This is a genomic window from Vogesella fluminis (assembly GCF_014652335.1).
Classification (GTDB): domain Bacteria; phylum Pseudomonadota; class Gammaproteobacteria; order Burkholderiales; family Chromobacteriaceae; genus Vogesella; species Vogesella fluminis.
On the sequence record NZ_BMYP01000015.1, the window covers coordinates 64,783 to 84,010 of the forward strand.

A 19,228-nucleotide genomic window follows, 5' to 3' on the forward strand; every position below is an offset into this window, starting at 1 on the left:
GCCTAAGGAGTAGTCCATGAAGCGCCTGCTGAATCCCGTATTGCTGCTGTGTTCGGTGCTGCTGACCGCCTGCGCGGTGCAGACAGCGCCGATCACGCACCAGCCGATGGCGGTGCGGCCGCAGCCGCAGCCGGCGCAGCTGCCGGCCGACGGCTCCATCTTCCAGGCCGCCAGCTACCAGCCGCTGTTCGAGGACAAGGTGCCGGTGCGGGTCGGTGACATCCTCACCGTCACCATTCGCGAGAACAACCGCTCCAGCAGCAAGGAAGAAACCGAGGGCGAACGCAAATCAGCCATCAACGGCGGTATCAATGCCGGCGTGTCGCTGCCGTTCTTCCCCGGTGCCATCGAGAAAAAACTGGGCGGTGCCAGCCTGAACGGCAGCGGCAGCGCCAGTGAGAGCGGTTCCAGCAGCAACACCAATAGCAGTTCCTTCAACACCTCCATCACCGTGACCGTGATCGACGTCTATCCGAACGGCAACCTGCTGGTCAGCGGCGAGAAGCAGATGAAAATCAACGGTGAGCATGAATTCATCCGCCTGTCCGGGGTGATCAATCCACGCGATATCAAGCAGGGTAATAACGTCGAATCGACGCGGATGGCCGATGCCCGTATCGAGCAGATCAACCAGGGCCGCAGCCGCGCATATAATGACACCGGCTGGCTGCAGAAAATCTTCCTGTCACTGCTGCCGTTTTAAGGGATATAACGATGTCGCGTTTTATCGTGATGGTCTGTCTGGCGCTGGCGGCCGGTCCGCTGTTTGCCGCCCAGAAGATCAAGGAGCTGGCCAGCGTGGCCGGGGTGCGTTCCAACCCGCTGATCGGCTATGGCCTGGTGGTTGGCCTCGACGGCAGTGGCGACAAGGCCAGTGCCGCACCGTTTACCGGCCAGTCGCTGGGCAATATGCTGAACCAGCTCGGAGTGCAGATCCCGCAAGGGCTGAAGATCGATCCGAAAAACGTGGCTGCGGTAAGCCTGACCGCAACGTTGCCGCCGTTTGCGCGGCGCGGGCAGGCGCTGGATATCACGGTATCGTCGCTCGGCGATGCCAAGAGCCTGCGCGGTGGCACCTTGCTGCTGTCGCCGCTGAAGGGTATCGACGGCCAGATCTACGCGCTGGCACAGGGCAATGTGGTAGTCGGCGGTGCCGGTGCCGCTGCCGGAGGCAGCAAGGCACAGATCAACCACCTCAGCGTTGGCCGCATTCCGGCGGGAGCAACGGTCGAGCGCGAATTGCCGGCCTCGCTGGGTATGGGCGATATGGTGGCGCTACAGCTGCTGGAATCGGACTTCACCACCGCCAACCGTGTGGTGCAGGCAATCAATCGCGAGCTGGGCGGCCAGACGGCGCGCGCGCTGGACGGCCGCCAGATCGAGGTGCGGGCACCGCAGGACAGCAATGCGCGCATCCAGTTTCTGTCGCGGCTGGAAAATATTGCCGTTGAGGCGGCAGAAGTTTCCCCCGTGGTGATCATCAATGCCCGCACCGGCTCCATCGTGATGAACAAGGCGGTACGCATCGACCCGTGCGCGATTGCCCACGGCAACCTGTCGGTGACGGTCAACAGCACTTCGACAGTGAGCCAGCCGCCGCCGCTGAGCGGCGGTCAGACGGCCGTCACCCGCAAGGCCGACGTCAGCGTCAGTGCCGACGGCAGCAAGGTAGTGAACATTCCCGGCGGCGCCTCGCTGTCGGAGGTGGTCGGCGCCCTGAATTCGGTCGGTGCCACGCCGCAGGATCTGATCTCCATCCTGCAGGCGATGAAGGTCTCCGGTTCGCTAAAGGCGGAGTTGCAAATCATCTGAGCGGCAAGGTTGGCCGCAGGCAGCAGGCAAGGCGATGTCTCGACGGGCATCGCCTTTTTGCTGGCCTGATTCTTGCTGTAAATCAGGCATCTGTGTCTGTTTAGCGTTCCCGCCATGCAAGTTTCCCGCGATGCCAGCAATCAGCTGGCGATTGATCCCAGTGCGACCGAGCGCCTGTCCTCGCTTGCGCGCAGCAATCCGAAGGAGGCGATCCGGCAGGTTGCCAGCCAGTTCGAGGCCATCCTGCTGAACCAGATGATGACGTCGATGCGCAGCAACGGTTTTGACGGCGAAGAAGATTCTTCGGCGCTGGGCACCTACCGCGGCATGCTCGACCAGCAGATGGTCAATGTGATGGTGCAGGGCGGCGGTACCGGGCTGGCCGACATGCTGGCGCGCCAGATCGAGGGTGTGGCGCGGATAGACCGGACGGCGACGCCGGCGGCCAGCAGCGGTATGTTGCCCTTGCCGGCGCTGCCCGCCACGGCGGCGAAAGCCATCCGCCAGTACGCGGAAGCCGCCGGCACCGCCACGGTGGCGCCGGCACCGGTGGCGATTCCGAGCGAGCGGCAGGCATTTGTCAGTACCCTGTTGCCGCATGCCGGCCAGGCGGCCGAGCGCCTCGGCGTGGCGCCGGAATTGCTGGTCGGCCACGCGGCGCTGGAAAGCGGCTGGGGCAGTCGCAGTATCCGCCATCCGGATGGCCGCGAGAGCTACAACCTGTTCGGCATCAAGGCCGGCGGCGCGTGGCGCGGTGAATCGGTGGCAACCCTGACTACCGAGTATGTCGATGGCAAGGCACGAAAACAGGTGGAGTCGTTCCGTTCCTACCCGAGCCTGCAGGCGGCATTCGATGATTACGCCACGTTGCTGGAAAGCAGCAGCCGCTACCAGCAGGCGCTGAACCAGGGGGATAACGCACAGGGCTTTGCCGTGGCGCTGCAACAGGGTGGCTATGCCACCGATCCGGCGTATGCGCGCAAACTGGCCGGTGTCGCCCAGTCCCTGCTGGCGCGCTAAAGTCCGGATGTCTGGCTGCCGATAAAGAACAACGGGAGAGTGAATCATGAGTGCTATTTTTGGTATCGGTATCAGTGGTCTCAATGCGGCGCGCGCGGCATTGGACGTGACCAGCCATAACATCAGTAATGTCAATACCGATGGCTACCATCGCCAGCGGCTCTCCCAGAGTGCGGCGACGCCGCAGTTTGTCGGCTATGGCTATGCCGGTCGCGGTGTCGATCTGTATGCGGTGTCCCGCCTGTACGATGGATTCATGGAAGAGCAGTTGCAAAGCGTAACCGCGGCCAGCAGCGGTTTTCAGACCCAGGCTGCGGCGCTCACCAATATCGACAACCTGATCACCGACGGCAATGCCGGCCTCTCCAACCTGATGCAGGGTTTTTATGCCAGCATGCAGACGCTCAGCCAGCAGCCGGCATCCATTGCGGCACGGCAATCGGTGATCAGCCAGGCAGAGGCGCTATCCGGCCGTTTCCAGTCGATGAACACGCGCCTGGAAGAGGTGCGTAACGGGCTGATTACCGAAATCGGCACTTCGGTAGAGGGCGTCAACTCCTATGCCAAGCAGATCGCAGCCCTTAACGCACAGATCATTTCCCTGAACCAGGGCGAAGGCCGTGCGCCCAATGACCTGCTGGATCAGCGCGACGAACTGGTGCAGAGCTTGAACAAGCTGGTCAAGACCGATGTGGTCGAGCAATTCGATGGCATGTACAGCGTTTTTGTTGGCCAGGGTCACCCGCTGGTGATCGGCGAGACCAGTTATGAAATGACCATGATGCGTGGCGCACCGGCGCAGCCGGAAGACCCGGAGGCACCGTCACTGGCCATCAAGCTGCCGGGTACCAACAACGCGGTGGTGCTCAATTCGCAGCTGATCGCAGGAGGCAGCATTGCTGGTGCCATGACCACCTTGAATTACGATGTCGCCCGCGTGCAGACCGACCTTGGCCGCATGGCGGTCGAGTTTTCCGATGCCATGAACAGGCAGCAGGCGCTGGGTGTCGACCTGAACGGCCAGCCGGCCACGACTCCGATGTTCGCCGATCTGACTGCTTTTCGCACCTCGGCAGAGAATGCGACGACACCGGCCGGTGAAGCCAAGGCAATGCGTGATGCCTTGCGCCGTTTTGCCGTTGCCATACAGGAGCCGGCACAGCTGGCGGCGGCGTCCGGCATCCAGGCGGGTGCTGCGGTACCGGTCAACCCGGCCGAGGTGCCGGGTGGCAAGCCATCCATCTCGTCGATCTGGCAAGTGTCCAACCTGTCTCCGGCGGATAATCCGGTCTTGCCGGCGGCACCGGCGCTGGCATTGAACTATATTCCGGGCAATACCCCGCCGTTCGAGGCAGATTTCGGAGGCACCATCGTGCCGGTAACCCAGTCGGCAACCCAAGCCGGCGTGTATGAATTTACCATTCCGGGACCTCTTCCTGGTGGCCAGCATATCGCCTTCAAGTTCGAGGGCCAACCGGCAACCGCCCAGACCATCCCGGTGACGCCACGTACCGGTGCTGCCAGTGAGTCGGCACAGCTGGACAACGCCAACCTACTGGAAATGGCCCGCGTGCAGACCAGGCCGCTCATGGCAGCCACGCCCAATTCCACCACCACCTTTTGGCCGGCGACGGGAGCTGCGCGTACCGGCAACCTGCAATCCTTTTATGGCCAAACCGTCAGCTATGTTGGCAGCCGTACCAATGTGGTACAGGTGAGCCAGACGGCACAGGAGGCAGCATTGCAGGAAGTGAAATTGAAGAGGGAATCGTTCTCCGGCGTCAATCTTGATGAGGAAGCAGCGAATCTCATACGCTATCAACAAGCTTATCAGGCATCGAGCAAGGTCATCCAGACAGCACAGGAAATGTTCCGGTCACTGCTGGATCTGCGTTGATGGTTTTCAGAGGACAAGGCAATGAGAGTCAGCAGCAATACCCAGTACATCATGGGCACCTACAACCTGCAAAACAAGGGTTCCCAGCTCAATCGCCTCAATGAGCAGCTGTCAACCCTGAAGCGCATTAACCGGGCATCGGATGATCCGGTGGCGGCAGCAACACTGGTGGATATCAGCCAGTCCAAGTCGATGAATACGCAGCAATCCAGCAATGCCAAGGCGGCCGCCTCGCAGCTGGCGGTTACCGATACCATTCTCGGCAATGTTTCCAACACCATCATTTCGATCAAGACCCTGGCGGTGCAGGCGGGCAATACCGTGCTGACCAACGAGGACCGGCAGGCGATCCAGAACGAAATGCGCGAGAAAGTGAAAGAGCTGGTGGCACTTGCCAACAGTACCGACGGTGCGGCCAACTATATCTTCGGCGGCACCGACAAGAGCCAGCCGCCGTTTACCATGACGATACAGGCCACCGTGCCGCAGCTGGACATCCAGTATCAGGGCAATGACCAGCGCCAGTTCATGGCGATCTCGTCCAGCCGCGAGATTGCGGTCACCGAGCCGGGTTCGCAGGTATTCGGCCGCACCTCGACGCCACCTGGTCCTGCTCCGGGGGGGCCGACTTCGGCCGGCAACGAGCTGTGGCAGTCGCTATCGGTGTTCGACGAGGCACTGTCGGCAGGTCCGCTGGACCCCAACTATACGACCAATATAGCAAGCGCGATCCAGGGCCTGGATGACGGCCTGTCGCAGGTGCTGGCCAGCCGGGCATCGCTGGGCTCGCGTATGCAGGAAACCGATGCACTGATCGAGATGGGGGACGCGCTGAGCGTGCAGTACGCATCGCAGATCAGTAATCTGGAAGACCTGGATCTGGCCAAGGCGGTGTCCGACTTCGAAATGGCAAGGACCGCGCTGGAAGTGACGCAGAAGACCTTTGCCCAGGTAAAAAGCCTGTCACTGTTCAACTACCTCTGATCCGCCATGCAAGCCATCCTCGCCCGGCTCATTGCATTCGACACCACCAGCCGTGAATCCAACCTGGCCCTGATCCGGTGGGTGGAGATCTATCTGGGGCAGTTTGGCGTGGCCAGCACGCTGACCTTTTCCGATGCCGGCGACAAGGCCAACCTGTTCGCGGTGATCGGGGACGCGGCGCTGCCGATCGTGGTGCTGTCCGGGCACACCGATGTGGTGCCGGTTGACGGTCAGAGCTGGCAAAGCGACCCCTTTGTCATGAGCGAGCGCGACGGCCGTCTCTACGGCCGCGGCAGCTGCGACATGAAGGGCTTCATCGCCTGCGTGCTGTCCCTGGTCGAGGAGTGGACAAGGTTGGCCGCAGCCGGCCGGCTGCAGCGTGCCATCGGCATCGCGCTGTCTTACGACGAGGAGGTCGGCTGTCTGGGCATCGGGCGCCTGATTGCCGACTTGCAGCAGCGGCAGCTGCCGATCGAGGGCTGCATCATTGGCGAGCCGACCATGATGCGGCCGGTGATCGCGCACAAGGGCATTGCCCATTACCGTTGCCGCGTGCTCGGCCGCGCCGCGCATTCCTCGTTGACGCCCAAGGGCGTCAACGCCATCGAGTATGCCGCCAGGCTGATCGTGCACCTCCGCAAGCTGGCCGATGCCGAGCAGAGCTTCGGCATGCGTCAGGCGCTGTACGACGTGCCGTTCACCACCTTGCAGACCGGCGTCATCCACGGTGGCTCCGCGGCCAATATCGTGCCCAAGGATTGCGAGTTCGTGTTCGAGTGCCGCTGGCTGCCGGGCGACGATCACCAGCGTTTCGTCGACTCGGTGCGCGAATACGCGGCGCTGCTGAGCGTGGAGATGCGGCAGGTGGCGCCGGAGGCGGCGATCAGCTTCGAGCCGCTGGTCAATTGCCCGCCGTTCGAATCGGACGCCGGCAGCAGCGTGCGCCAGCATGTCGACGCGCTGTGTCACGGCTGCCGCGGCGAGGCGGTGGCCTATACCACCGAGGCCGGCCGCTTTGCCGAGGCCGGCATTGCCGCAGTGGTGTGCGGCCCCGGCTCGATCGAGCAGGCGCACCGTCCCGACGAGTTTGTCGAGCTTGGCCAACTGGCGCTGTGCCGTGACTGGCTGTTGCGGCTGACGGCACGTCTTTCCCGCCCGGCCGGGCTGTAAGAGCCTGTTCACGATCTGCTGCAACTGGGCTCACGGGGCGATACTGCGTTGAAAACGGCTTCGGAATGCTCATTGACTCCACGTCAACTCCGCTTCCTCAGCCGTTTTCGCCTTGTCTCGCTCTAGCTCGCGAGATCATGAACACGCTCTAAGAATCTTCTTTACTGTCTTTCGTTCCCCCTTCAAAATCCCGACCCTCCATTGCGGTGGAGTGTGATGCCCGCGCCGTTATCCACGGCGGCGGGCTTGTTGTCATTTCAAGGTGGGACAAACCATGAAACAAACTACGCAACCCGCGACACCCGCGGGTCAGGCGCGGGATGCCTTTACCAGCAGCTTCGGCGTGCTGGCGGCGACGCTCGGCTCTGCGGTCGGGCTGGGCAATATCTGGAAGTTTCCTTATGTCACCGGCGCCAACGGCGGCGCCGGTTTCCTGCTGGTGTACCTGCTGGCCACGCTGCTGGTCGGCCTGCCGGTGATGATTGCCGAGATCATGCTTGGCCGCAAAGCCAAGGCCGACGCGGTCACCACCTTGCGGGTGCTGGCACCGGCCGGGCAATACTGGTGGCTGATCGGCGCCTCCGGGGTGCTGGCGGCGTTCCTGATTCTGTCGTTCTATTCCGAAGTGGCGGGCTGGGTGTTCGCCTATGTGTTCAAGGCCATCGGCGGCGACATCCTGAGCAAGGACCCGGCGCAGACCTCGGCCGCGTTCGGCGCGCTGGTGTCCGATCCCGTGCAGTCTTTGCTGTGGCAGTGGGGCGTGCTGCTGTTCATCGGCAGCATCCTGTTGCTGGGCGTGGCCAAGGGCATCGAGGCGGTCACCAAGCGGCTGATGCCGGTGCTGTTCATCCTGCTGCTGGTGCTGGGCGTGCGCAGCCTGATGCTGCCGGGCGCGGCGCAGGGGCTGGCCTTTTTGTTCGCCCCCGATTTTGCCAAGATCACCGCCGAAGTGGCGCTGATCGCGATGGGGCTGGCGTTCTTCAAGCTGTCGATCGGCATGGGCACCATGATGACCTACGGCAGCTATTTCCGTGACGACCAGAACATCCCCACCACCACGGTGCGGGTGATGAGCGCCGACCTGTTCGTGTCGATGCTGGCCGGTATCGTGGTGTTCCCGGCGGTGTTCACCTTCGGCTTCAAGCCGGAAGCCGGGCCGTCGCTGCTGTTCATCACCATCCCGGCGGTGTTCGCCAGCATGCCGATGGGGCACCTGTTCATGGTGCTGTTCTTCGTGCTGTCGGCGGTGGCAGCCACCGGGGCGATGCTGTCGCTGCTGGAGGTACCGGTATCGGTGATGGTGGGGCGTTTCAATATCAGCCGTGCCAGGGCGACGCTGATCAACCTGCTGCTGCTGGTCGTGATCGGCGCCAGCTGCGCGCTGTCCAATAGTGTGTTGGCCGACGTCAAACTGTTGGGCATGACCTTCTTCGACTTGTTCGACTTCGTGTCGTCGTCCATCCTGTTGCCGATAGGCGGCATCTTCATCTGCCTGTTCGTATCCTGGATGTGGGGCAAGGACAAGATGATGGTGGCGCTGTCGAACGAGGGTGTGCTGCACAACCGTGTCGTGGTGCAGCTGCTGTACGCGCTGCTGAAGTACGTGACCCCGCTGCTGATCCTGCTGGTGATGCTGAAGGGGCTGGGGCTGCTGTAAGTCGGGCAGGGGCTGCCGTATCGGCGGTCTCTGCTATAGAACAAGCAGGGGCAGAACGAGCGGAAACGGGAGATGAGGATGGCCAGCCGATTGCTGATCAGTGCCGCTGCCTGCGGTGGCGTACTGGGGTTGTGGTTGCTGCTGGCGCCGGAGCGCCTGCCGGTGGCGGAGTCCGTGTTTCCGCCGGATCGCAATGGCGACCTGCTGCGTGACGACGTGGGCGACATGATCGCCGCGCGTTTTGCCGGCAATGCCGCGGCGTTTGCCGCCAGCAGCCAGCTGGCGCGGGCGTGGCAGCGCGCGGTGCGGCAGACCGATCCGGCCAGGCTGGGGCCGGAGGTGACGCAGGTACGCTACGCGATGTCCTGTGTGCTGGGTGAGCCTACGCTGGGCAAGGCCAGGGTTGATGCGCAGACCATGCTGCACTTCCTCGACCTGCTGCATGCGCGGATGTTCGATACCCCGGCGCGGCGCCAGCTGTGGCAGCAGTACGAACGCAGCGCCAGCCGCATTCCGCACGGGGAAACGCCGCTCAATCCCTGCCGTTTCGACATCGCGGCGCTGGCGGGCTGAGCCGGTCACGCCATCAGGCAAACGTTGGCCGCAAGTGATTGCGGCCAACGTTTTTCATTCGCCTTTCGGGCGCAGGGCGGCGAGGGCGGCCTTTTGCATTTCCAGGGTACGGATCTGCATCGACAGCGCACCCAGGTTCATGGTGAGCCAGCTTTCCACCACGCGCAGCTCGGCCATGCGGCGGTCGATTTCCTCTTCGCTCATCGGCGGCAGGAAGGGCTGCGCACCCGGCGGTGTTGCGTTTTGCATCATCTGGCGGAACAGGGCGAACGGATCGGCAGGGTTGAAATCGGCACTCATCGTAATCTCCACAAGGTTGGCCGCAACATAAAAAAACGGGTGAACATGACGTTCACCCGTTCAGTATAACCACTATCGGCGCTTAGCCATTTGCCTGTACATCCACCGCCGCCAGCGCCACCATGTTGATGATGCGGCGTACCGAGGAGATCGGGGTCAGGATGTGCACCGGCTTGGCCATGCCCATCAGGATCGGGCCGATGGTCACGCCGTCGGACGCCGATACGCGCAGCAGGTTGTAGCTGATGTTGGCCGCTTCCACGTTCGGCATCACCAGCAGGTTGGCCGCACCTTTCAGCGGGCTGTCCGGCATTGCCTGCTGGCGGATGCTTTCCACCAGTGCCGCGTCACCCTGCATCTCGCCGTCTACCTCCAGCCCCGGGTGTGCTTGCTGGATCAGATCCAGAGCATCGCGCATCTTGCAGGCACCTTCGGTGTTCCAGGTGCCGAAGCTGGAGTTGGACAGCAGTGCCACTTTCGGGTTGATGCCGAAGCGGCGTACCGATTGTGCCGCCATCTCGGTAATGGCTGCCAGTTGCTTGGCATCCGGATTGGCATTGACATAGGTATCGGCGATGAAGATGTTGCCGTTTGGCAGGATCAGGGCGTTCATCGCGGCGGCTACCTTGTCCTCGCGGGCGTAGCCGATCACGTTCTCGATGATGTCGAAGTGCTGGCGGTACGGGCCGTAGGTACCGCAGATCAGCGCATCGGCCTCGCCGCGACGTACCATCAGCGCGCCGATCAGGGTGGTATTGCCGATCACGCGGCGACGTGCCTGTTCCTGCGACACGCCCTTGCGCTTCATCAGCTGGTAGTAGTCCTTCCAGTACTCGGCGTAGCGCGGATCGGATTCGTTGTTGACCAGCTCGAAATCCTTGCCGATTTCCAGCTTCAGGCCCAGTTTCTTGATGCGCTTCTCGATCACGGCCGGACGACCGATCAGGATCGGGAACGCCAGGCCTTGTGCCGCGATTTCCTGGGTGGCGTGCAGCACGCGCTCGTCTTCACCTTCGGCCATGACCACGCGCTTGAGTGCTTTCTTGGCCTGGGAGAACACCGGCTTCATGAACAGGTTGGTCTTGTACACGAACTGCGCCAGCTGGTCGATGTAGGCGTCGAAGTCCTTGATCGGGCGGGTGGCAACGCCGGAATCCATCGCCGCCTTGGCCACTGCCGGGGCGATCTTCACGATCAGGCGCGGGTCGAACGGCTTCGGAATCACGTATTCCGGGCCGAAAGACAGCTCCTGGTCACCATAGGCGGTGGCGACCACGTCGTTCTGCTCGGCCATGGCCAGGTCGGCGATGGCGCGCACGGTGGCCAGCTTCATCTCTTCATTGATGGTGGTGGCGCCCACGTCCAGCGCACCGCGGAAGATGAACGGGAAGCACAGCACGTTGTTGACCTGGTTCGGGAAGTCGGAACGGCCGGTACCGATGATGGCATCCGGACGGACTTCCTTCACCAGTGGCGGCAGGATTTCCGGTTCCGGGTTGGCCATGGCCAGAATCACCGGGTAGGCGGCCATGGATTTCACCATGTCCTGGGTGACCAGTTTCGGGCCGGACAGACCCATGAAGATGTCGGCGCCGACCATGGCGTCCGCCAGCTTGCGCTGGCCGTTGTCCGGGATGGCGAAGCGCTTCTTCGATTCGTCCATCTTGTCGTCGCGGTCCTGGTAGATCACGCCCTTGGAGTCGCAGACGGTGATGTTCTCGCGCTTCACGCCCAGCGCTACCAAGAGCTCAAGGCAGGCGATGGCGGCGGCGCCGGCGCCGGAGGCGACCACGCGCACGTTGCCGATTTCCTTGTTCACCAGGCGCAGCGAGTTCAGTACCGCGGCGGCGGCCACGATGGCGGTGCCGTGCTGGTCATCGTGGAACACCGGGATGTTCATGCGCTCACGGCACTTCTTCTCGATGTAGAAGCACTCCGGAGCCTTGATGTCTTCCAGGTTGATGCCGCCGAAGGTCGGCTCCATCGCGCAGATGATGTCGACCAGCTTGTCCGGGTCGTTTTCGTTAAGCTCGATGTCGAACACGTCGACGCCGGCAAACTTCTTGAACAGCACGCCTTTGCCTTCCATCACCGGCTTGCCGGCCAGCGGGCCGATATTGCCCAGGCCCAGCACGGCGGTACCGTTGGTGACCACGGCCACCAGGTTGCCACGGGCGGTGTACTTGTAGGCGTTCAGCGGGTCTTCCACGATCGCGTCGCAAGGTGCTGCCACACCTGGCGAGTAGGCAAGGGCCAGGTCGCGCTGGGTGGCCAGCGGCTTGGTAGGGGCGACCTGGATCTTGCCCGGCTGCGGAAACTGGTGGAAATCGAGTGCGGCTTGGCGCAGTTGCTCGTCCATTCTGTTGGCTCCTGATTATTATTTCATGAGGGTGTGGAGAGGGTTGACATTATAGGGCCAACCCTTGGTTACGGGCTATGCCGTGTCCGACAAAAAACGCGACGGGAAAATCCCGTCGCGTTTTGCGGCCAACCTTTACATGCCTAGTGCATTGGGTAGCCACAGTGAAACGGCGGGCACATAGGTGATCAGCATCAGATAGGCGATCATCACCAGGATCCACGGTGCGCAGGCCTTGGTGACGTCGGTCAACCCCATCTTGGCGATGCCGGAGGCCACGTACAGGTTCAGCCCCACCGGCGGCGTGATCATGCCGATCTCCATGTTGACGGTCATCACGATGCCGAGGTGGATCGGGTCGATGCCCAGCGACATCGCCACCGGGAACAGGATGGGCGCGGTGATCAGCAGCACCGACGACGGCTCCATGAAGTTGCCGGCGACCAGCAGCAGCAGGTTGACCACCAGCAGGAACATCCACGGCGACAGGCCCTGCTCGTTGATCCAGCCGGCCAGGTTCTGCGGGATGCTTTCACTGGTCAGCAGGAAGGAGAACAGCACCGCGTTGGTGATGATGTACAGCAGCATCGCCGACATGTTGGCGGAGTCGATCAGCACCTTGGGCACCTGCTTCCAGCCGATGTCCTTGTACACGAACAGCGCCACGACAAAGGCGTACACCGCCGACATCGCCGCCGCCTCGGTGGCGGTGAAAATGCCGGAGTAGATGCCGCCGATCACCACGATGATCAGGAACAGGCCCCAGAAGCTTTCGCGGAAGGCGCTGATGCGCTCGCCCCAGCTGGCTTTCGGCAGTCGCGGGTAGTTCTTTTTCTTGGCGACGATCCAGGTCACGGCCAGCAGTAGCATGGCCAACAGCAGCCCCGGTACCACGCCGGCCATGAACAGCTTGCCGATCGAGGAGTTGGTGGACACCGCATAGATCACCATCACGATCGACGGCGGAATCAGGATGCCGAGGCCGCCGGCGGTGCCGATGACGCCGACACCGAATTCCTTTGGATAGCCCTGTTTCACCATCGCCGGCAGCAGGATAGAGCCGATCGCCACCACCGTCGCCGGGCTGGAGCCGGACACCGCGGCAAACAGTGCACAGGCCACCACCCCGGCCAGTGCCAGGCCGCCATGCCAGTGGCCGACGATGGAGGAGGCGAAGTGGATCATGCGCCTGGCCACGCCGCCGTGGGTGAGGAAGTTGCCGGCGAGGATGAAGAACGGGATCGCCATGATCTCGAACTTCTCGATGCCGGTGAACAGCTTCAGTGCCACCGATTCGACCGGCACGTCGGTCATGGTGAACAGGAAGGTCAGTACCGTCAGGCCGAGGGAAATCGAGATCGGCATCCCGGTCAGCATCAGTACGGTAAGGATGCCAAAGATGATGAGGGCGGTCATTGTTGGCCTCCTTTGCGAGCATTGTTGCTGGCAGCTTGCTCTTGTCCTTCTGTGGTCACCGCAACGGCATCATCCTCGATACCTTCGACATGACCTTGGTCATGATGCGGCAATTCACCGGTCTTGCTGAATATCCACGCCACCTGCAAAAAGCGGAAACACATCAGGAGCGAGGCTACGGGAATGGCGGAGTAGACTTTCCAGGTTGACCATTCCAGGTCCGGGGTGGTCGGGCCTTCAAAGAAGTCGCCGCTGTCCATGCCAAGGGTGGTGTAGGTGGCATAAGCCATGCCGTTTTCCCATACGAAATGACTGCCAAGTACGCTAATGATGCCGGTGAACAAGGCCCCGGCAAACAGGCCGAACAGTACGAACTTGCTGCGCAGCGGGGTCTCGAAGGTGTTGATCAAGACATCAACGCCGACGTGGATGCCGGTGCGCACGCCGTAGGCGGCACCGATCTTGGCCATCCACACGAACATGTAGATGGTCAGCTCCTGCGCCCAGCCCATGTTGATTTCAAGGAAAACGGGCTGCAGGGCCTCGATACCGCTGCCGTAGCGGTGCAGCACGGAGGCAAAGGTGATCAGGGTGGCCGCAGCCATGAGGAAGGCGATCAGCCACTCCTCCAGATAGTCGAGTAGTTTGAGCACGGTGGTTCTCCGTATAGAAAAGCGCCCGCATCAAGCGGGCGCCCTTGTGCCAAGGCCTTACTGTGGTGTGTAACCGGTCTGCTTGTAGATCAGCTGAACCAGGCCTTCGCCGATACGGTCGTCCATCTTGGTGTGGACCGGTACCAGTGCTTTCTTGAATGCAGCGCGCTCGGCGGCTGTCGGGACGTAGATCTGGGTCTTGCCGGAAGCCTTGATCTTGGCCAGGTCGCCTTCGTTTTCCTGCTGCGCGATCTTGTTGGCGTAAACGGTGGCTTCCTTCATGGCGCCTTCCAGCGTGACACGCACGTCGGCTGGCAGGCCATCCCAGAACTTCTTGTTGACGATTACCGCGTAGCCCAGGTAGCCGTGATTGGTCACCGTGGCGTGCTTCTGCACTTCGTGCATCTTCTGGGTGTACATATTGGATGGCGGGTTCTCGGTGCCGTCCACCACGCCGGTCTGCAGCGCCTGGTAGGTTTCGGAGAAGGCCATCACCTGTGGCAGTGCGCCCATGCTGCGCATCTGCTCCTCGATCACCTTGGACGACTGGATACGCATCTTCAGACCCTTGAGGTCGGCCGGGGTCTTGATCGGCTTGTTGGCGGACATCACCTTGAAGCCGTTGTCCCAGAACGACAGGCCCTTGATGCCCTTGTTCTCGAGCTTGGCCAGCAGCTGCATGCCGATCGGGCCCTGGGTCACCTTGTGCAGTTCATCGTAGTTGTCGAAGATGTACGGCAGGTCGAAGACTTCGAATTCCTTGGCGCCCAGCGGGCCGAACTTGGCCAGGCTTGGTGCCAGCATTTGCACTGCACCCAGCTGCAGCGCTTCCATTTCTTCCTTGTCCTTGTACAGCTGGCTGTTCGGGAATACCTGTACCTGCACGCGACCCTTGGTGCGCTGTTCGGCCAGCTTTTTGAAGTATTCGGCGGCCTTGCCTTTCGGGGTGTCCTGGGCTACTACGTGGCTGAATTTGATCACGAAATCGGCGGCATGGGCTGCGCCGGCAAGACCGAAAGTGGCGCCGATCACAAGGGCTGCGTATTTCAGTTTCATCTCTATACTCTCCTGTTATTTGTCGTGTTGTGCGTGTTATCGTCCGTGTTCGGACAAACGGACTGTCCACCAGATCAACAGTAGTTCCCGCAATGGGGACTGGCCATTAGGGACTTCCGCATTGGGGTTTTCCCTGATGATTGATTGTGATTGCCTCAGGTCGCCAGCATGCGCATCATCGATACCCCGCCCCTGAAATCCTCGCCCCGCCGGCTATGGCTGGGTGTCGCGCTAACGTTGGCCGCATTGCTGGCGGCGCTGGCCGGCCTCTATTCCGTGGTCTACCGCGACTGGGTCGACGAGCAGCGCGACAGCCTGGTGCAGGAGCTGTTATGGCTGGAGCAGAGCCTGCGCCTGCATCTGGAAGGGCATCAGCAGACGGCGGAGAGCATGACGCCGGACCTGCTGGGTGGAGACGCCGGGCGGCGGCGTTTTGTCGCCGCCGCCAACCTGTTGCGGCGCGAGAGCCGCGAGATTGCCGAAGTGCAATGGGTGGACGGCCGTGGCCAGGTGCTGCTCGATACCAACGGAGTCGTCAATGGTGGCCAGCAGCTAGGAGGCAGCAGTTATGATGCCCTGTGGCGTGCCGAGCGCCTGAAGCGGCCGGTGTTCGGCGTGCCGTACCGGGCTGCGGACGGCAAATACCGCTTCGATCTGGCGGTGCCGGTGCTGGTGCACGGCCGCTACCAGAGCGGGGTGCGTATCGTCTATGACATGGCAGGGCTGCTGCACCACCAGGTGCCGTGGTGGATCGCCTCGCAATACCACATCAGCGTGGTCGATCTGGAGGGCAGGACGCTGGCCAGCAAGTTTGAACAGACGCCGCCGCAAAACACGCTGTTCCACCAGATCAGTTTCGATCCGCCCGGTTACGGCCTTAGCCTGCGCGCGGTCAGCTACCGCGCCGGTGTCGGGCTGGCGCTGCCGGTGCTGTCCAGCTTCATCGGCCTGCTGACGCTGGCGCTGCTGTATTCGCTGTGGCGCATCCGCGGCCACGTGCGCGAGCGGGCGCAGGCGGAAAAGGCGCTGCAGCACGAGATGATCCTGCGCCAGGCGATCGAGAACAGCATGAAAAGCGGGCTGCTGGCGCTGGACCTGCGCGGCCGGATCGTGCACGTCAACCGTGCCTTTTGCGAGCTGACCGGGCTGGAGGCGGCCGAGCTGGTCGGCCAGTCGCCGCCGTATTCCTTCTGGCCGCAGGACGAGGCGTCGTTGCTGCAGGCGGCGATGCAGGCGGTGCTTAATGGCGAATTGCCGGAGCACGGCTTCGAGCTGCCGTTCTGCCATCGCGACGGTGAACGCTTCGAGGTGCGCTTCTACGCCACGCCGCTGCGCGGCAACGACGGCCGCCATACCGGCTGGGTGGCGTCGCTGTACGACATCACCGAGCTGAAGAAAAAGCGGCTGGCGCTCAACTATTCGCACCAGCGTTTCCTGTCGGTGCTCAACGGCCTTGACGTCGGCCTGTGCGTGACCGACGGCGCCAGCTCGCAACTGCTATACGCCAACCCGGCCTTCGCCGAGATGTGGGCGCAGTTCGAGCCGGCGGGACTGTACTGTCCGATGCTGCCGGGGCTGGCCGGCGCGGCGCCGGCGGATCGCGTGTCACTGGAGTTTTCGCCAGACCACGACGAGCACTGGTTCCAGCTGCAGTACCGCAAGATCAGCTGGGTCAACGAGGAAGAGGCGTGGCTGGCGATGCTGGTCGACGTGACCGAGCAGCGCCAGCGCGACGAACGGGCGCGCACGCAGGACGAGCGCTTCCAGACCACCTCGCGGCTGATCGCGATGGGCGAGATGGCGTCCAGCCTCGCGCACGAGCTGAACCAGCCGCTGACCGCCATTTCCACCTACGCCGCCGGCGTGTCGCGGCGGCTGCCGGAGGCGGTGCAGCAGCAGCACGGCGTGCAGGAGGCGATCCAGGCCATCGTGCAGCAGGCGCGCCGGGCCGGGCAGATCGTCAACAGCATCCGCGCCTTCGTCAAGAAGCACGCGCCGCAGCTGGAGAATGCCGATCCCGATCTGGCGGTATCGCGCGCCCATGCGCTGGCGCTGCCGCTGGCGGAGAAGTACGGCGCTCAGCTGCTGTGGGAGCCGGGCGGCAAGCCGGTGACGGTGCAGATGGATCCGGTGCTGATCGAGCAGGTGCTGCTCAACCTGATCAAGAACGCGGTGGAGGCGATGCGCGAGGCCGACGTGCGGCGGCCGCTGGTGGCGATCCGTACCGAGGCCGGCGAGCGCTTCTGGCGGGTGGAGGTCAGCGACAGCGGGCCGGGGCTGGCGCAGGAGGTGAAGGACAACCTGTTTACGCCGTTCTATTCCACCAAGCCGGACGGGATGGGCATCGGCCTCAATATCTGCCGCTCCATCGTCGAATTCCACCATGGCGAATTCGGTGTCAACGACACGCTGGCCGGCGGCTGCGTGTTCTGGTTCACCCTGCCGCTGTCCGGCCACAACGGCGCGCAGTAGCCGGGCGCGCAAAGGTTGGCCGCAACGGCTGCGGCCAACCTTGTGCTTCAGCCTGCCGGCGTCAGCACGGTATCGTGGCAGCTGGCGTCGGTCTGCGGATAGTCGCGGCTGAAGTGCAGGCCGCGGCTCTCCTTGCGCAGCAGGGCAGAGCGCACGATCAGCTCGGCGGTCTGCACCAGGTTGCGCAGCTCGATCAGGTCGTTGGTGACGTGGAAGTGGCTGTAGTACTCGTTGATCTCTTCCGACAGCAGGTTGATGCGATGCAGCGCCCGCTCCAGCCGCTTGTTGGTGCGCACGATGCCGACGTAGTCCCACATCGCACGGCGCAGCTCGTCCCAGTTGTGCGAGATCACCACCTCTTCATCCGGATCGGTGACGCGGCTGTCGTCCCAGTCCGGAATCGCCGGCAGCGGCACCGTCTTCGACGCCACGATATTGGCCGCGGCCGCCTTGCCGATCACCATGCACTCTAGCAGCGAATTGCTGGCCAGACGGTTGGCGCCATGCAGACCGGTGCAGGCGACCTCGCCGACCGCGTACAGGCCGTCAATATCGGTGCGACCTTCCAGATCGGTGACCAGGCCACCGCAGGTATAGTGCGCCGCCGGCACCACCGGAATCGGCTGCTGGGTGATGTCGATGCCCAGCTCCAGGCAGTGCGCATAGATATTGGGGAAGTGCTCCTGGATGAAGCTGGCCGGCTTGTAGGAAATGTCCAGATACACGCAGTCGAGGCCGTGCTTCTTCATCTCGAAGTCGATGGCACGCGCCACCACGTCGCGCGGCGCCAGCTCGGCGCGCTCGTCGTGCTGCGGCATGAAGCGGGTGCCGTCCGGCAGGCGCAGGATGCCGCCTTCGCCGCGTACCGCCTCCGAGACCAGGAACGACTTGGTGTGCGGGTGATACAGGCAGGTCGGGTGGAACTGGATGAACTCCATATTGCCGACCCGGCAGCCGGCGCGCCAGCCCATGGCAATGCCGTCGCCGGTGGCGGTGTCCGGGTTGGTGGTGTACAGGTACACCTTGCCGGCGCCGCCGGAGGCGAGAATGGTATGGTTGGCCGCAATGGTCACCACCTCGTCCTGTTCCTTGTCCAGCACATAGGCGCCATAGCAGCGGTTCTCGGCACGCCCCAGCTTCTTGCCGGTAATCAGGTCGACCGCGATATGGTTTTCCAGCACACTGATGTGCGGATGAGCCCTGATCTTCTGACCCAGCGTGGACGTTACCGCCGCGCCGGTGGCATCGGCGGCGTGGATGATGCGGCGATGGCTGTGGCCGCCCTCGCGGGTCAGATGAAAGCCGGTCTGGTGGCTGGCATCCCGGGTGAAAGGCACGCCGAGGTCCACCAGCCAGTCAATGGCATCTTTCGAGTTCTCGACGATGAAGCGGGTGGTTTCTTCATTACATAGCCCGGCACCGGCGATCAGCGTGTCATCTATATGCTTGGCGACCGAGTCACCGGTGTCCAGCACTGCGGCAATGCCGCCCTGCGCATAAGAAGAACTACCCTCCAGCAAATCCCGCTTGGTGATCAGGCCGACCTCGTAATGCTCGGCCAGATGCAGCGCCAGGGTCATGCCGGCCAGGCCGCTACCAATAATCAGGACATCAAACTTCAGTGTTGTCATTGTCGAATCGCTCTGAAACCGTGGTGAAAGCACACGCTGAAACAAAAAAGCAAGATTAGCAGAATCGCCTGCCGCGTGCTGCGTCACGCCAAAGAATCGTTGCGGCCAACCTTTTTCATTTTTCTGCCAACCTTTTTCATTTTTCTTTAGTGTTGAGGTGTTTTTGAAATCAACGACTTGCCGCTGTGATGCCAAAAACTCCGCTATCGGGTGTTGACGCCGGTGGTC

The 19,228-nt window shown here is 62.6% G+C and carries 15 protein-coding genes; 9 read left to right on the plus strand and 6 right to left on the minus strand.

The annotated features are described in order from the left end of the window. Window positions 1-16: 16 nt before the first annotated feature. From IE083_RS07865 to IE083_RS07900, 8 genes are all read left to right on the plus strand, one after another. Complete coding sequence (locus IE083_RS07865) at window positions 17-703, plus strand: flagellar basal body L-ring protein FlgH (RefSeq protein WP_189353061.1); 687 nt, start codon at window positions 17-19, stop codon at window positions 701-703. 11 nt (window positions 704-714) lie between these two features. Beyond that, entirely contained in the window at window positions 715-1,812 is a 1,098-nt protein-coding gene (locus IE083_RS07870) for a flagellar basal body P-ring protein FlgI (RefSeq protein ID WP_189353062.1), read from the plus strand. A gap of 114 nt (window positions 1,813-1,926) precedes the next feature. Next, complete coding sequence (flgJ, locus tag IE083_RS07875) at window positions 1,927-2,832, plus strand: flagellar assembly peptidoglycan hydrolase FlgJ (protein WP_189353063.1); 906 nt, start codon at window positions 1,927-1,929, stop codon at window positions 2,830-2,832. Window positions 2,833-2,878: 46 nt separating this feature from the next. Then, window positions 2,879-4,729, plus strand: a complete 1,851-nt coding sequence (gene flgK / locus IE083_RS07880) for a flagellar hook-associated protein FlgK (RefSeq protein WP_189353064.1) — start codon at window positions 2,879-2,881, stop codon at window positions 4,727-4,729. 21 nt (window positions 4,730-4,750) lie between these two features. After that, window positions 4,751-5,713: a flagellar hook-associated protein FlgL gene (flgL, locus tag IE083_RS07885; protein WP_189353065.1), complete on the plus strand. Its 963-nt coding sequence runs from the start codon at window positions 4,751-4,753 to the stop codon at window positions 5,711-5,713. Between the two features lie 6 nt (window positions 5,714-5,719). Further along, window positions 5,720-6,883, plus strand: a complete 1,164-nt coding sequence (gene argE / locus IE083_RS07890; protein WP_189353066.1) for an acetylornithine deacetylase — start codon at window positions 5,720-5,722, stop codon at window positions 6,881-6,883. A 274-nt stretch (window positions 6,884-7,157) separates the two neighbouring features. Then, window positions 7,158-8,540, plus strand: a complete 1,383-nt coding sequence (locus IE083_RS07895) for a sodium-dependent transporter (RefSeq protein ID WP_189353067.1) — start codon at window positions 7,158-7,160, stop codon at window positions 8,538-8,540. A 78-nt stretch (window positions 8,541-8,618) separates the two neighbouring features. Beyond that, window positions 8,619-9,113 (plus strand): hypothetical protein, encoded by a 495-nt coding sequence (locus tag IE083_RS07900; RefSeq protein WP_189353068.1) that lies wholly within the window; start codon window positions 8,619-8,621, stop codon window positions 9,111-9,113. Between the two features lie 54 nt (window positions 9,114-9,167). Here the strand turns inward: IE083_RS07900 and IE083_RS07905 are convergent, their stop codons facing one another. From IE083_RS07905 to IE083_RS07925, 5 genes are all read right to left on the minus strand, one after another. Next, entirely contained in the window at window positions 9,168-9,413 is a 246-nt protein-coding gene (locus IE083_RS07905; RefSeq protein ID WP_189353069.1) for a PhaM family polyhydroxyalkanoate granule multifunctional regulatory protein, read from the minus strand. A gap of 82 nt (window positions 9,414-9,495) precedes the next feature. Then, window positions 9,496-11,772, minus strand: coding sequence for an NADP-dependent malic enzyme (locus tag IE083_RS07910; protein WP_189353070.1), 2,277 nt, complete (start codon window positions 11,770-11,772; stop codon window positions 9,496-9,498). Between the two features lie 135 nt (window positions 11,773-11,907). Further along, window positions 11,908-13,188, minus strand: a complete 1,281-nt coding sequence (locus IE083_RS07915; protein ID WP_189353071.1) for a TRAP transporter large permease — start codon at window positions 13,186-13,188, stop codon at window positions 11,908-11,910. Beyond that, entirely contained in the window at window positions 13,185-13,841 is a 657-nt protein-coding gene (locus tag IE083_RS07920; protein WP_189353072.1) for a TRAP transporter small permease, read from the minus strand. Before IE083_RS07920 ends, IE083_RS07915 begins: the two co-directional genes overlap by 4 nt. Before the next feature lie 57 nt (window positions 13,842-13,898). Continuing rightward, window positions 13,899-14,897, minus strand: coding sequence for a TRAP transporter substrate-binding protein (locus IE083_RS07925; protein ID WP_189353073.1), 999 nt, complete (start codon window positions 14,895-14,897; stop codon window positions 13,899-13,901). A 168-nt stretch (window positions 14,898-15,065) separates the two neighbouring features. Here IE083_RS07925 and IE083_RS07930 point away from each other — a divergent pair, with 168 nt between their 5' ends. Next, window positions 15,066-17,369 (plus strand): PAS domain-containing sensor histidine kinase, encoded by a 2,304-nt coding sequence (locus tag IE083_RS07930; protein WP_189353074.1) that lies wholly within the window; start codon window positions 15,066-15,068, stop codon window positions 17,367-17,369. Window positions 17,370-17,416: 47 nt separating this feature from the next. Here the strand turns inward: IE083_RS07930 and nadB are convergent, their stop codons facing one another. Further along, window positions 17,417-19,000 (minus strand): L-aspartate oxidase, encoded by a 1,584-nt coding sequence (gene nadB / locus IE083_RS07935; RefSeq protein WP_189353075.1) that lies wholly within the window; start codon window positions 18,998-19,000, stop codon window positions 17,417-17,419. Between the last annotated feature and the right edge of the window lie 228 nt (window positions 19,001-19,228).